The organism is Streptomyces sp. NPDC085931 (assembly GCF_044540565.1).
Classification (GTDB): domain Bacteria; phylum Actinomycetota; class Actinomycetes; order Streptomycetales; family Streptomycetaceae; genus Streptomyces.
Genome location: NZ_JBITSK010000001.1, coordinates 379,971 through 393,633 on the forward strand (window position 1 = coordinate 379,971; position 13,663 = coordinate 393,633).

A 13,663-nucleotide genomic window follows, 5' to 3' on the forward strand; every position below is an offset into this window, starting at 1 on the left:
GGGGGTTTAACCCCCCGGGCAACCCTACTCCGGAAAGGGCCCCCCCCCCCCCCCGCCCGGGGGCGGCCCCCCCCCCCCCCCCCCCCGGGGGGCCCCCCCGGGGGGGGGGGGGGGCCCCCCCCCCCCCCCCCCCCCCCCCCCCTCTCCACGGGTCACCCGCGTACGGTGCCGAAGCGGATGTCGTACGACGTGCCCGGGTGCATGATCCTCAGCATCCGCTCCCCCTCGGCGGTGACCTCCGCGCGCCGGGCCGTGCCGAGCCGCTCGAAGGGCTCGATCACGAGGGCGTCCTCCTCCAGCCGCCACAGACCCGCGAGGAAGCCGTCGACGAGAAGGGTGCGGTAGGCGATGTTGCCCTGCCAACTGCGGCCGCGGTGCTCGGCCGGGACGACCCGGGTGCGGTCGGCGTGGGAGAGCAGCAGGTTGTCGAACTCGGGCAGGAAACGCGGCGGGGCCGGGGTGTCCGGGTCGGGGCGCGGGGCGTCCGGCAGGTCGAAGAGTTCGGCGCCCCGGTCGTCGCGGAAGGTCACCAGCCGCGGGCGGAGGCGCTCGAAGGCCTCGCCCAGGCGGGTCAGTCCGGCCCAGGTCTGCATGTCCCGCACGGAGGCCGGGCCGAAGGCGGCGAGGTAGCGCAGGACGACCGCGTCGGGCGTGGCGGGCTCCCCGGCGGCGCGGCCGAGCCACCGCTCGGCGGTGGTGAGACGGACCTGCCCGCTCCTGCCCCACAGGCCGCGCGGGGTGACCTGCACGAGCGGCAGACGGCAGCGGGCGGCGACGGCCAGGGCCTGCGGGTCGGCGTCGGGCCACTCCCGGCTCAGGGCCTCGCGCACCTGCTTCATGGTGCGCGGCTCGGCCTCGACGAGGTCACGGGCCAGCCGGCCGAGCCGGTCCAGGTCCACACCGACGAGACCCTTGCGGAAGTGCGCCACCTCCCGGTCCAGCGCGGGCTGGGCCAGCGGCCGCAGGGCGAGGCAGTCGTCCGCGGTGTGGGTGTGGAGGGTGGAGCGCATCGTGACGATCCGTACGACCTCACGGTCGGCCATCAGCCGCGACAGCTCCTGCGGCGCGAACCCGTCGAGCCGGGCGGCGAGCGCGTAGTACGGGGGCTTGACGTTCTGCGCCTGCAGCCCGACCAGGTGCTCGACGGCGCCGGCGGCGGACATCCGGGCGGGCCGCAGCAGCAACTGCCGTTCCAGGGTGGCGCGGTTGAGTGCCCTGACCCCGAGGTGGGGTACCGCACCGGCGACGCTCCGCTTGGTGTTCGTCATGGGGGGACGGTATCGGGGGTCGCGGACAGGTTCTGTCCGCGACTCGGACGGCCGGCGCCGGCACGGCCGGAGGCAGGGTCAGGGGCCGTCGGCGAGGCGCTGGATCGCGGACAGGACGCCTTCCACCGCGCCGGGTACCGCCGCGAGGGCGGCCAGCGAGACGGACGGCCAGGCGTTGTAGTCCTTCGCCGGCAACGACTCCAGCCGCGCCGCCAGTTCGGGCACCGGCGGCAGCAGGTCCGCGAAGGCGGCCGCCCTGTCCCGGCCCAGGTGGTACGCGATCGAGCCGAAGGCGAAGGAGAGGTCGTCCCTCGGCGGACCGTCCTGCAGGGACAGGCTCCAGACCGGGACGCGCCGTCCGGAAACCGTGTAGTAGCCGGACATGCTCCGGTACCGGGCGGTGCCGCCCTCCGGCCGCCCGTGGGCCGCCGCGTGGTCGAGCAGTGCGGTCGCGGCGCGCCGCACCTCGGGATCGGGGCGGGTCCGGATGACCGCCTCCATGTCCTCCCGCGTGGTCCGCCGCACGGAGCGACGCCCGGAGGGGGACTTCGCCGCCGTGGCCACCTCCCCGTGGACGCGCGGCACGATGACCCGGAGGTCTCCCCCGTTGCGGTACTGCGCCAGCTCGACCGCGTACACCTCGGTCTGGCGCAGCTGCCGGTTGAGGAACTCGACGATCGCCCGCAGCTCCAGCGGGATGCGGTCGGCGACGAAGAGCAGCCGCATCTGCCCGGCCGCCAGCCGCTCCTCCACCGCCGACCAGAAGTCCTCGGCGGCACGGTCGCCGCCGAGGAGGTCCGCGTAGGCCTCCTCCGGCGACCGTCCGTCCTGGAGGCAGGTCTCCTCGAAGGAGCGCTGCAGGAGCGCCGCGGGCCAGTAACGGGCGGCGTTGGCCGCGTAGTCCAGCATCTGCCCGACGACCTCGCGGCGGATCCTGGTGTCCGTGGCGCGTTTGACCTCCACCAGGGTCGGCACGCCGTCGGCGTCCACGAAGAGATGATCCAGCCAGTACGCCGCCCCGCTCTCGGGGCTCGTCGGGACCTGCATCTCACGGGCGACCAGCACCAGCCGCAGCGGCCGGCCGTCCACCAGCGACCCGAACTCCAGCACCCGGGGGTGGCGCGCCAGCAGCTCCTGGAAATCGGCCTCGGACTCGAATCCGGCGGGCTCCAGCGCCTGCAGGTCCCCGCCGAGCACGAACACCGGCTGTTCGGCCATGTCCACAGCCACCCTTTCGCTCCACGCCGAGGAGAACCCACCTCAGCCATGCATGCGGATATGCGCCGCGTGAACCCGCAGCTTAGAAGACGCGGGCAGGCGTGGTGCGTTCATGGCGCTGTACGAGCAACAACGGTCGCTGATCGACGACTTCGCTCAGAAATGCACGGGGCTGCGGAAGTCCTAGGGTGGTGCCTCCCGGTGCGGGCAACCGCAGGTCGGAGCCCTCGGTCGGGACCGCTGCCCGGCGCGGGTCGATCCGGTCGTGCGCGTCCCGCGCCGGGCGGAGCGGGTCAGTCCTTGCCCATGGCCTTGCGGACCGCGTCCTTCGTGCGGTCCATCAGCGCCGCCACCGGTCCGAGGGCCACGTTGGCCGCGCCGGACTCGACGCCGGGATGCGGGCGGGTGGGGGCCATCGCCTCGGCGGCCTTCACGGCCTTGGCCATGGAGGCGAGGCCCGAGGTGTCGGTGCTGCGGCGGATGTGGGTGAACTCGTAGCGCTCCTCCGCCCGGGCGTGCTCCTGCACGTCCGTGCGCAGCTCCCGCAGCCGGGGCAGGAACTCCGGGTCGTCGGTGTCCATGTCGTCCAGGGCGGCGAGGGTCTCCTTGGCCGCGCGTTCCTCGGCGAGCCGGTCCTCGACGACCTGTTCGCCGCCCGGCAGCGACCGGCGGGCGAAGGGGTGGACGACCTCCTCCTCGGCGGTCTCGTGCACGGCCAGCAGCCGCACCAGACGCCGGAAGGCGTCCCGCCGCTCCTCGCCCTCGCACGCCTCCACCTCGTCGAAGAGGTTGCGGATGTCGCCGTGCTGGCGCATCAGCAGCGCGACCACGTCGGTGTCCCGCGCCCGGTCGTCGCCCGCCTGGGGGGTGTGCAGTTCGGTCATGACCGGCCGCCTCACTTCTCGCGCATCGCGGGGTCGGGGTGCTCGCCCTCGGACTGCACCCGGTACTCGCGGCCGAACATCGCGTCGTGCTCGGCCATGACACGCTCGCTCGGCGGCTCCTCACCGCCGTGGATCTGCTCCTGCAGCTTCTCGAACCGCTCATGGGCCTCGCGTACATAGCCGGCGCCCAGGGTGGTGAGGTCCATCTGGGTCTCCAGCAGCTCGCGCAGGTACTGCTTGTTCGGCTCGAAGGTGAGCACGTTCGGCAGCTCCGGCGCCAGGACCTCCTGCGGCTCCCGGCCGTCGTGCCGGCGCATCAGCTCGCAGGCGGTGTGCAGGTGCTCCAGTTCCATGTTCAGGTGCAGCTCCCAGATCGCCTTGACCTTGGGATCGCTCTCCTGCTCCATGAACGAGTAGTACAGGTAACACTCGTTGTACTCGTGGTTGACGAGTTGCTCCCACCACGTCTCGCCCGGGTCGACCAGGGACTCGTAGTGGGTGACGTGCTCCTCCTCGATCAGCCCGATCTCCTGGTAGAGCTGGCGGGCGATCGGCTCCATGTAGGTGGGGCCGGTGTTCATGTAGAAGTTCATGGTCTGCTGCTCCGCCGACATGATCGTCAGGGCGTGCAGCTTCGACAGCGGGTCCGTCCGGTCCTTGTCGTACGGGTCGCGGACGTTGTCGGCCGGGTGGCGGTGGTGGTACTTCGTCGGGCGGCCCGGCATCACCTCGGTCAGCCCGTCGACGATCGACTCCGCCTTGCGGTGCTCGATCATCTCGTAGAGGTTGGCGTACCGGTACAGGTGGTCGAAGTCCTCCAGCACGCCGAACTGGTACGCCTGCTTGAGGTAGGGGTCGGGCTCCATGCGGGCCACCCAGGCGGTCAGGTCCACGGCCACCTGCTCGTAGGCGATGGTCGTCTCCAGCACGGAGGAGACGCCGGGCAGCAGCCAGTTGACGGCCTTCTGCTGCTGCGCCTCGATGTACCGGGTCTGCGCGAGCTGCCGCTTGACCTCCGGGTCGACGGTGTTGCGGGCGAGCTGGTGGCTGAAGAGGATCGCCTCCACCTCGATGCCGTTCATCGTGATGATCCGGCAGCGGGTGTACGGGTCGCAGCGGTCGGGGTCGATGGGCTGCACGTTCAGCTCGCGCCAGCTGCGCAACTGGCGGTCCAGCGGGATGCCCCGCTGCTCCAGTGGGTTGAAGGTCACGGACGGTCTCCTGGGTGGGGGGAAGCACTCGCGCGCCGGCGGAGAGCCCCGCCGGGGCCGGCGAGCACGGGGTCGTCCCTCGCAGTCTTCCGACCGGGCCGGGGTCCGGCCACCGCTCACGCCCCGTCGACGTGCGGGTTCCGCCGGCCGGGTGACGGGAGGACACCGGCCGGAAAGGGGTACCCGCGCGCTGCGGCGCCAGTGGGTACCGCGGCGGACGCCGGCGTGATGCCGGCGGCGCGGGAAGGAGCGGGGCATGGCCACGACCATCGAGACACAGAGCGTCGGACAGCTGGGAGGCCCGGGCAGCGTCCTGGCCCGTCAGCGCCGCGATCACGCGGAGATGGACCGGCTGATGGACCGGTACCGGGCGCTGGGGGACGGTGCGGAGCGGGAGCGGGTGCTGAAGGAGATCGTCCAGCTGGTGTTCAGCCACGCCTTCGCCGAGGAGACGGTGCTCTGGCCGGCCGTGCGGCGGGCGGTCACGGACGGGGAGGAGCTGACCTCCCGGGTCGAGGAGGAACACCAGGAGATCAACGACCTCGTCGCCGCGATCGAGCGCCTGGAGCCCGGCACGGCGGAGCGCGAGGAGAAGGTGGAGCGGGTCTTCGCCCTGATCCGGCAGGACATCCGGGACGAGGAGGACCTCGTGCTGCCGCGGCTGCAGGAGGCGCTGGACACCGCCCGGCTGCGGCGGCTCGGTGCGGCGTGGGAGGCCGTGCGCAGGAGCGCGCCGACCCATCCGCATCCGGTCGTGCCGCGGCGTCCGCCGGGCAACGCGGTCCTGGGCGTGCCGCTCAGCCTCTACGACCGGCTCCGCGACGGACTGGGACTCGGCGTGTCCGGCCCGTGGGGCCGCAGAATCCTGTCCGGCCTGATCGGCCTGCTGGTCTCCGGCGCGGTCGCCGTACTCGTGCGCAAACGGCGATGAGTCGTCACGCCACCGCCCCCGGGTGACCCGGCGGGGCCGCCGGCACCAGGGTGGTGCCGGCGGCGGCACCACCCTGGAAGGCCCACGGAGCCGGCGGGCCCACACCTGTGAGACGCCCCACGGGCCGGCGACCACGCCCGTGGGCGGCCCCGGGGTGAGTCGGCGAGCCCACCGCCGTGAGCTGCCCGGGGTGAGCGCGCGGGTCACCGCCGTGGGCGTCCCCGCGTTGAGCGTGCGGCTGCCGCCCCCTGAGCGGCCCCACCGAGCCGCTTGCCCCGCCCGGAGGCAGCCCCGCCGTGAGCCGACGCGCCCACCGTCCGTAAGCCAGCCCTGCGGTGGATCAGCGCCCGCTGTCGAGCCCGCCTTGAGTCGGCGGGCCCGCCTTCAGGCTGCCGCCCCTGAGCGGCCCCGCGGAGCCGCGGAGCCGGCGGCCACGCCCGGGGCAGCCCGCCGTGGGCTGGCCCACGGTCTGTGGGCAGCCCTGCGGTGGATCAGCGCCCGCTACCAGCCCCGCCGAGAGCCAGCGGGCCCACCGCCAGCGGCCAGCCGTGCGGTGGGGTCAGCGCCCGGTCAGCCCCGCCTTGAGTCGTCGGGGGCCTCGCTTTCGGCGTCCGGCGTTGAGCGCACGGCCACCGCCGCCACACGGTCGGCCGACAGGCTGCCGCCCCTGAGCCGGCGGCCGCGCCCGGGGCAGCCCGCCGTGGGCCAGCTGGCCCACGGTCTGTGGGCAGCCCTGCGATGAGGCCAGCGCCCGTTACCGGCCCCGCCGTGAGCCGCCGGGACCACCGCGCTTGAAGGGCCCACGAGTCGGCGGCCACGCCCGTGCGGCCCCGCCGTGAGCCCGTGGTCAGCGGTCGCGGGCGGTTTCGCGGGGCAGGGGGCCGATGTTCTCGTGGCGGCCCGGGCGTCGGGCGGCGTGTCGTTGTCCGGGGCCGGGGCCGCCGCGCGCGGCCAGGGCGTCGGCGACGGCGCCCGTGACGAAGGCGTAGACGGCCTTGTGCACCACGTCCACCACGAGTTCCCGGCGCGGCCAGGTCTCGGGCGGGGCGCCGACGCCGGTCGCGTTCTCCAGGATCTGGTCGTTGGTGAGGCGGACGACGGTGAACTTGGCGGAGGCGACCGGCCCGCGCAGCCCCGCCTGGGCCATGACCGACCGCAGTACGCCCAGCAGGGCGGCCTGGCCGAAGTGCATGGCCCAGTTGACCGTCAGCGGCTGGGTGCCGGTCCGCTCCGGCAGGCCGGTCAGCCGCTGCAGGACGCGGGCCGGCACATGGGAGTCGGGCCGGCCGGTGACGGCCTGCTCCAGTTTCTCGCCGAGGGTCATCACCGCACCCCCGGCCGTACCGGCGAGCAGTCCTTGCCACAGTGCGCGCTTGAGCATGTCCCGGCGAGTACCCGGTTCCGGGACCGGGTCACGCGCCGCCGCTCAGTCGCCGGTGGTCTTCTCCATGAGGGCGCTGTACGCCAGTTGCAGCGTGTCCGCCCCGGCCAGGGCGGTGAGCGTGCCCATGGCGGTGCGGGTGGCGCGGGGCCACAGCAGCTGGCCGGCGGTCAGGGCCGACGCCACCCAGACGCTCATGCAGAACGGGCAGGTGGCCAGCTCGCCGACGGTGTGCCTGCTCGATTCGGACCGGGCCTCCTCGTGCAGCTCGGCCGGGCCCTGCGGTCCGGCGTACCGGGTGAAGGGGGCGCGCAGCGGGCTGGTCACCGGGGCCTTGGTGAGCAGCCGGCTGAGCCGGAAGGTGGCCACGGAGGTCAGGACGACGTCCCACGGCTCGGGGCGGTCGGGCACGGGGCGGCCGCGCAGCCGGACCGCCGTGGCCCAGGCCGTCGTGAAGGCGGCGAAGCCGGTCATGGCGGCGACGTAGCCGCCGAGCGGCCGGTCGTGTCCCGCCGAGTAGTCCCGTTCCGCGCGCCGCAGCAGGCCGCGCAGGCCTCGTACCGGGCGGCTGTCAGTCACGGGCGTCGTGTCCATGTGCGGCATCCGTTCGCTTTCCACTCCCCTGTACGGCCGGTTCCCGGCGCTGTTCGGCACGCTTTCCCCCGTCCTGGTGGCGCAGCCGCACCTCGACGCGGCCCCCCTCGGTGATCCGGGTCTCGAAGGAGGGCTGGGGCGCGGTGGCCGGGCCGCGGACGTTCCAGCCGTCGGAGAGCCGGAAGACGCTGCCGTGCCACGGGCACCGGACGCAGCCGTCCTCCACGGTGCCCTCCGCGAGCGGTCCCGCCAGGTGGCTGCACCGCTCGGCGAGGGCGTGGACCTGCCCGCCGGTCTCGCGGACCACCAGGACCGGCACGTCGTCGACGACCCGGCGCACCGGGCGGCCGGCGGGGAACTCGTCCACGGTTCCCACCGGGTGCCAGCCCTCGGAGACGACGTGCGGGACCTCCTCGGCGTGGTTGGCGCCGGAGGCCTGCCGGTAGGCGAGGTGGCCGCCCAGCAGGCCGCCGATCCCGACGGCCGTCATGCCGAGGAAGCCGTAGGTGCGGCCCACCGCCTCGCGTCCCGTGACCCGGCAGGCGAGCGAGGCGGCGTAGAGGCCGACGGCGGCTGTGTTGGACAGGGCGTGCACCAGGCCGACGCGCTGCTGCTGGCGGTGGAGTTCCGCCCAGTCGGTCCAGCCGGCGAGGGCCGCGGGAGCGGCGGCGGCCAGGCCGACGCCGATGAGCAGCCGGGACTCGCGGGAGCGGCCGGGCCGCAGGTCGAGCACGGCCGCCGACAGCCAGCTGCCGATCGGCACCTGCACCATCAGCGGGTGCACCGGGTGTCCGAGCGGGCGGCCGTGCAGCAGGTCCCGGCCGCGGCCCAGCGGCAGCGACCGCACGCCCTTGCGGAGCGTGTCGATCACCGCGTCGGCCCGGGGCTCGCGCTCCAGGCGGTCCAGCAGCCACAGGACCCGGTTCTGCCGCAGCAGGCGGCGTCGCGTTGCACTCATGCCCCGCCGGGTTTCCACCGGTATGGGCGGCAAACGGAACAGTGTGCGGTGGTGGGACATCGTCAGCCGCCCGGCCGGATGACCGCGCGGACGCAGCCGTCGCTCTTGTCCTTGAACATCTCGTAGGCCCGCGGCGCCTCGTCCAGGGGCACGCTGTGGGTCGCGAGGTGGGAGGTGCTCAGCTCCCCGGCCGCCAGCCGGTCCAGCAGCATGGGGATGTAGCGCTGGCCGTGCTGCTGGGCGCCCCGGATCGTCAGACCCTTGTTGATCACGGCGCCGAGCGGGAACTTGTCGACGGCGCCGGCGAAGACGCCGAGGACGAAGACGGTGCCGCCCTTGCGGCAGGCGTGGATGGCCTGCCGTACGGCGGTGGGGCGGTCGGTCTGCAGGCGCAGTTGCTGTTTGACCTGGTCGTAGAGGTGGACCGGGCTGTCGCTGTGAGCCTCCATGCCGACCGCCTCGATGCACACGTCGGGGCCGCGGCCGCCGGTGCGTTCGCGCAGTTCGGCGCCGACGTCGGTGGCGGTGTAGTCGATGACCTCGCTGCCGATGTGGCGTTCGGTCATCGCCAGCCGTTCGGGGATGCGGTCGATGGAGATCACGCGCTCCGCGCCGAGCAGGATCGCGGCGCGGGCCGCCATCTGGCCGACGGCCCCGCAGCCCCAGACGGCGACCACGTCGCCGGGCTTGACGCCGCCCAGGTCGGCGCCCATCCAGCCGGTCGGCACCGAGTCGGAGACGAACAGGGCGCTGGTGTCGTCGACGCCCTCCGGGACGGGGAAGGCCCCGTGGTCGGCGAAGGGCACCCGCACGTACTCGGCGTGGCTGCCGCGCAGCCCGCCCATGGCGTGGGAGTAGCCGAAGATGCCCCCGGTGTCGGCGCCGAACAGGGCCTGGCCGATGCCCGGGTTGGTGTTGGTGTTGTCACACAGGGACCACAGGTCGTGGGTGCAGTACCAGCAGCGGCCGCAGCCGACGAAGGAGCAGACCACGACCCGGTCGCCGACCTTGTGCTTGCGCACGGCGGAGCCGGTCTCGACGACCTCGCCGACGAACTCGTGGCCGATGACGTCCCCGGACCGCATGAAGGGGATGTAGCCGCCGATGAGGTGCAGGTCGGAGCCGCAGGTGGTGCCGGCGACGAGCCGGACGATCACGTCCTGGTCGTTGCGCAGCTCGGGATCGGGCACCTGCTCCACGGAGAGCTTGTTGACGCCTTCCCAGCACAGGGCCTTCACAGCACTCCCTCCCCACCGGCGCGGCGGCCGAGCAGTCCGACGAGCTTTCCGCCCGGGGTGTCGTGGGTGGTGGGCGGCGCGTCGGGTTCGAGGACCTCCCCGGCCTCCAGCAGTGACTTGGCGTCGCGCAGCGCCCGGCGCAGGTCCTGGCGCGGGTCCTCGCCGGCGAGCCGGGCGGGCAGCGAGTGCGCGCCCTCGGGCTGCGGTTCCCGCAGCCGTACGGCGAGTTCGGTGCCGCGGTCACCGGGGGCGGGGCCGATGCGCGTCTCGATGCGGTCGCCGTACTCCCGCAGGGGCGCGGGCAGCTTGTCCGGCTGGAGCTCGCCCGGGTCGACGTTGATCGTCACGGCGAGCCAGCGGTCGTCCGCGGCGGCGGGGCCGGAGGGGCCCGCCGCCTTGCGCTGCCAGGCGATGACCGCGCCGGCGGTGAGTCCGGCGGCGGCCGTCCACAGGGTCTTGGTGTGCGCCATGGGCGGTCACATCCTCCGGGAGGTGGCGGCCGTACGGCGGGTGAGCAGGGCGCCCAGCGCGATCATGCCGATGCCGAGGACGAAGTGCAGCCAGTCGTCGGCCGTGTTGAGCGGGACGAAGTTGGCGTCGCTGTCGTGGCCGATGATCAGGCCGTACAGCCACAGGACCAGGTAGATGGCGCCGCCCGCCAGGAGGTAGGTGCGGGCTCCGGAGGCGGTGCGGGACAGGGCCAGGCCCGCGACGCCGAACGCGAGGTGGACGAGGTTGTGCAGGATCGAGATCTGGAAGATCCCGAGGAGCTCGGCCCCGGAGTCGTGCGAGGCGAACTTCATGGTGTCGTAGTCCGTGGTGATCCCCGGGATGAAGCCCAGGATCCCGACCAGCAGGAACACCGCTCCGACCAGCAGCGCCGCCTGCTGCACGGGGGTGCGGGCCGTTCTCGTCGGCGAAGTGCGTGTGTTCATGACGGTGGCCTTCCGGCGCGGGGGGCGCGTCAGGATGAGCGCCCGATGCGCGGCGAGTACCCCCGCTCGGGGGAGCAATCGCTTGGTGCCGGGCCGCGTTTCCGGGCGGGGCCGGCGGGCACTCACCGCGCCATGGATGACAGTCGTCGTGCACCACTCGCGGACAGCTCGCTCGCCCTGCTGGCCAAGGGCTACACCTGGCTGCCCGACCGCAGGCGCCGCACCGGCGGGCCCTTGGTGCGCACCCGTCTCATGGGCCGGCACGCCGTCGCCCTGTACGGCACCGACGCGGTGCGGTTCTTCTACGACGAGCAGCACGTGGAGCGCGCATCCGCGCTGCCCGGCCCGGTGCTGAGCACCCTGTTCGGGCACGGGGCGGTGCACACGCTGGACGGGCTGTCCCACCGCGGCCGCAAGGAGATGTTCCTGTCGCTGCTGACGGGGCCGAAGGCGGTCGCCGGGGTCGTGGACGAGGTGGCGGCGGTGTGGGAGGAGACGGTGCGCACCTGGCCCGGGCGCCGGGTCGTGCTGTTCGACGAGGCGAGCCGGGTGCTCACCCGGGGCGTGTGCCGGTGGGCCGGGGTCCCGCTGGACGACGCCGGGGCACTGGCGCGGGACCTGGTCGCCATGGTCGACGGTTTCGCCACGGCGGGGCCGCGCCACTGGCGGGCCCGCCGCGCCCGGGCCCGCAGCGAGGCGTGGCTGGCGGGGCTGGTCGAGGACGTGCGGGCGGGGAACGCGAGCGCTCCGGACGGGTCGGTGCTGGAGGCGGTGGTGCGGCACCGGGACGCCGACGGCCGGCTCCTCGATCCGCGCACCGCGGCGGTCGAGCTGCTCAACGTGATCCGGCCGACGGTCGCCGTGTGCTGGTTCGTCTCCTACGCCGGGCACGCGCTGCGCCGCCCGGACGTCCGGGAGCGGCTGCGCGCGGACGACGGGGCCTACGCCGTGGCGTTCGCGCACGAGCTGCGGCGCTTCTATCCGTTCGCCCCGTTCGTCGGCGGCCGGGCCGTCACCGATCTGGACTGGCACGGCGAGCCGATCCCGGCCGGCGCGATGGTCCTGCTCGACCTGTACGGGCAGAACCACGACCCGGGCATCTGGGACGAGCCGTACGCCTTCCGGCCGGAGCGGTTCCTCGGGCATCCGCCCGCCCGGGACGAGCTGATCCCGCAGGGCGGCGGCGACCGGGCCACCGGCCACCGGTGCCCCGGCGAGGACATCACGGTCGCCCTGCTGGCGGCGCTCGCGCCCCGGCTGGCCCGGCTGGAGTACGAGGTGCCCGAGCAGGATCTGCGGATCCCGCTGAACCGGGTGCCGGCACGGGTGCGCAGCGGATTCGCCATCGACTCGGTCCGGGCGCCGGTGCCCGTGGCGTAACCCACCGCCGATACAGCACGGAGACGGCCCCTGTCGGGCCGGACGCGGCACGGTGATGCTCCCCCCTCGGGCCGGACGCGGCACGGCGGCGGCCACTCCCTGAAGGCCGATCGCGGAACAGCGGCGGCCCGCCCCTGATGGCCGATCGCGGCTCCGAGGCGCCTGCCCCTCGGAGCCGATCACGGCCCGGCGGCGGCCCGCCCGGCGGGGCCGATCGCGACACGGCGGTAACCAGCCCCGCCGAGCCGGTCACGACCCAGAGATGCCCCCCTCGGGCCGGACAGGGAACAGCGGCGCCCGCCCGCTCGGGACGGATCGCATCACGGCGCTGGCCCCCATCGGGGCCGATCACGACACGGCGGTAGCCCCGCCCCACGCAGCCGGTCGCGGCGCGGAGATAGCCCCTCTCGGGCCGGACGCGGCGCGGAGAGCCCCTTTCGTGCCGGATCCGGCACGGAGGTGGCCCCCTCGGGGCCGATCACAGCCGTGCCGGATCCGGCACGGAGGTGGCCCCCTCGGGGCCGATCACAGCGCGGCGGCGGCCTGCCCCTGAGGGGCGGGCCGCCGCCGTGTGCGGTCAGGTGCGGGACAGGCGTCGTCCCGCGGTCACGGCCGCGCCCGCCAGCGCGGTCGCCAGGGCGGCCCTGCGCAGCGCGGTGCGCCGGCGTCCGCCCCAGCCGCCGTGCACCGCGCCCTCACCGGGTGCCGGGACGTGCAGCGCGCCGTGCGTGGCCGGAGCGTCCTGGTCGTGGTCCAGATGGCCCCGATGGGTTTGCCGGGCCATGGCCCGCTCGGCGAGGCCCGGTGCCAGCCGGGCCTGGCGCACCAGCGCGCGGCCGGCCGGGCCGACCACGACCTCGCGGCGCGGCCGGCGCACGAGTGCCACGACCGCCTTGGCGACGCGCTCGGGCGTGTAGACGGGCGGCATGGCGACGACCTTGTGCCCGGTGTGGTTGGCCGCCTGCTGGAAGTGGGGCGTGTCGATGGTCGCGGGCAGCACCGTGCACACGTCGATGCCCTTGACGCCCTCCACCCGCAGTTGCTGCCGCAGACCGGAGCCGAGCGCCCGGACGGCGTGCTTGGACATGCCGTAGGGGTGGCTGTAGGGCTGGGCGACGGCCCCCACGATGGACGAGACGTTGATCAGCGTGCCCGAGCCCTGCTCCCGCATCACGGGCAGCGCGGCCCGGGCGCCGTACACGCACCCCATGACGTTGACGTCCAGGACCTTGCGGAAGTCCTCCAGCGGCACGTCCTCGAAGCGGCCGAAGGCGTTGACCGCCGCGTTGTTGACCCAGACGTCGATCCGGCCGAACTCCCGCACCGCGCGCCGCGCCAGCTCCTCCACCGCCTCGACGTCGCTGACGTCGGTCGGCACGACCAGCGTCCGTGCCTTCCGGTGCCTGCCGCACTCCTCGGCCGCCGCCCGCAGCGCCTCCTCGCGCCGCGCCGCCAGCACCACCGCGCAGCCCTCGCGGGCGAACGCCTCCGCTGTGGCCCGTCCGATCCCGCTGGACGCCCCGGTCACCACCACCACGTGATCCCGCAGTCGCATCCCGCACCTCCTCGCGTCTGCCGCGGGCCGGGCGCCTCGGGCCCGCCTCCGCCGCCCGCCGGGTACCCGCGCCGCCCGGGACGGCACCGGCCCGGTAAGCGGGGTCACAG

The 13,663-nt window shown here is 74.4% G+C and carries 13 protein-coding genes; 2 read left to right on the top strand and 11 right to left on the bottom strand.

Translation table 11 applies throughout. The features are described from left to right. Nucleotides 1–152: 152 nt before the first annotated feature. The 4 genes from ACIGAN_RS01600 to ACIGAN_RS01615 all read right to left on the bottom strand — a co-directional run bounded on the left by ACIGAN_RS01600 (nucleotide 153) and on the right by ACIGAN_RS01615 (nucleotide 4,581). Nucleotides 153–1,268, bottom strand: a complete 1,116-nt coding sequence (locus ACIGAN_RS01600) for a winged helix DNA-binding domain-containing protein (protein WP_399854409.1) — start codon at nucleotides 1,266–1,268, stop codon at nucleotides 153–155. Nucleotides 1,269–1,346: 78 nt separating this feature from the next. Further along, complete coding sequence (locus ACIGAN_RS01605) at nucleotides 1,347–2,486, bottom strand: hypothetical protein (RefSeq protein ID WP_399854410.1); 1,140 nt, start codon at nucleotides 2,484–2,486, stop codon at nucleotides 1,347–1,349. A gap of 293 nt (nucleotides 2,487–2,779) precedes the next feature. Beyond that, nucleotides 2,780–3,370, bottom strand: a complete 591-nt coding sequence (locus ACIGAN_RS01610) for a hemerythrin domain-containing protein (RefSeq protein WP_365088057.1) — start codon at nucleotides 3,368–3,370, stop codon at nucleotides 2,780–2,782. 11 nt (nucleotides 3,371–3,381) lie between these two features. After that, nucleotides 3,382–4,581, bottom strand: a complete 1,200-nt coding sequence (locus ACIGAN_RS01615; protein ID WP_399854411.1) for a hypothetical protein — start codon at nucleotides 4,579–4,581, stop codon at nucleotides 3,382–3,384. Nucleotides 4,582–4,837: 256 nt separating this feature from the next. On the opposite strand from ACIGAN_RS01615, the gene ACIGAN_RS01620 reads away from it, so the two are divergent. Continuing rightward, nucleotides 4,838–5,512, top strand: a complete 675-nt coding sequence (locus ACIGAN_RS01620) for a hemerythrin domain-containing protein (protein WP_399854412.1) — start codon at nucleotides 4,838–4,840, stop codon at nucleotides 5,510–5,512. An 847-nt stretch (nucleotides 5,513–6,359) separates the two neighbouring features. Here the strand turns inward: ACIGAN_RS01620 and ACIGAN_RS01625 are convergent. The 6 genes from ACIGAN_RS01625 to ACIGAN_RS01650 form a co-directional block, all read right to left on the bottom strand. Then, nucleotides 6,360–6,893: a hypothetical protein gene (locus ACIGAN_RS01625; protein ID WP_399854413.1), complete on the bottom strand. Its 534-nt coding sequence runs from the start codon at nucleotides 6,891–6,893 to the stop codon at nucleotides 6,360–6,362. Between the two features lie 45 nt (nucleotides 6,894–6,938). Further along, on the bottom strand, nucleotides 6,939–7,487 hold the full coding sequence (locus tag ACIGAN_RS01630; protein WP_399854414.1) for a DUF1360 domain-containing protein: 549 nt from the start codon (nucleotides 7,485–7,487) through the stop codon (nucleotides 6,939–6,941). Further along, nucleotides 7,465–8,445: a Rieske 2Fe-2S domain-containing protein gene (locus tag ACIGAN_RS01635; protein WP_399854415.1), complete on the bottom strand. Its 981-nt coding sequence runs from the start codon at nucleotides 8,443–8,445 to the stop codon at nucleotides 7,465–7,467. Before ACIGAN_RS01635 ends, ACIGAN_RS01630 begins: the two co-directional genes overlap by 23 nt. A 62-nt stretch (nucleotides 8,446–8,507) precedes the next feature. Then, complete coding sequence (locus ACIGAN_RS01640) at nucleotides 8,508–9,683, bottom strand: zinc-dependent alcohol dehydrogenase (protein WP_399854416.1); 1,176 nt, start codon at nucleotides 9,681–9,683, stop codon at nucleotides 8,508–8,510. Beyond that, nucleotides 9,680–10,153: a hypothetical protein gene (locus ACIGAN_RS01645; protein WP_365739758.1), complete on the bottom strand. Its 474-nt coding sequence runs from the start codon at nucleotides 10,151–10,153 to the stop codon at nucleotides 9,680–9,682. The genes ACIGAN_RS01640 and ACIGAN_RS01645 overlap by 4 nt, the downstream gene beginning before the upstream one ends. Before the next feature lie 6 nt (nucleotides 10,154–10,159). After that, nucleotides 10,160–10,618, bottom strand: a complete 459-nt coding sequence (locus ACIGAN_RS01650) for a DUF4383 domain-containing protein (RefSeq protein ID WP_365088065.1) — start codon at nucleotides 10,616–10,618, stop codon at nucleotides 10,160–10,162. A 132-nt stretch (nucleotides 10,619–10,750) separates the two neighbouring features. Here ACIGAN_RS01650 and ACIGAN_RS01655 point away from each other — a divergent pair, with 132 nt between their 5' ends. Beyond that, the gene (locus tag ACIGAN_RS01655) at nucleotides 10,751–11,998 is read left to right on the top strand and encodes a cytochrome P450 (protein WP_399854417.1); all 1,248 of its coding nucleotides are present in this window, start codon (nucleotides 10,751–10,753) and stop codon (nucleotides 11,996–11,998) included. A gap of 577 nt (nucleotides 11,999–12,575) precedes the next feature. Here ACIGAN_RS01655 and ACIGAN_RS01660 read toward each other — a convergent pair. Further along, nucleotides 12,576–13,553 carry an SDR family oxidoreductase gene (locus ACIGAN_RS01660; protein ID WP_365738317.1) on the bottom strand — a complete coding sequence of 326 codons (978 nt, stop codon included), beginning with the start codon at nucleotides 13,551–13,553 and terminating at the stop codon, nucleotides 12,576–12,578. Nucleotides 13,554–13,663: the final 110 nt, after the last annotated feature.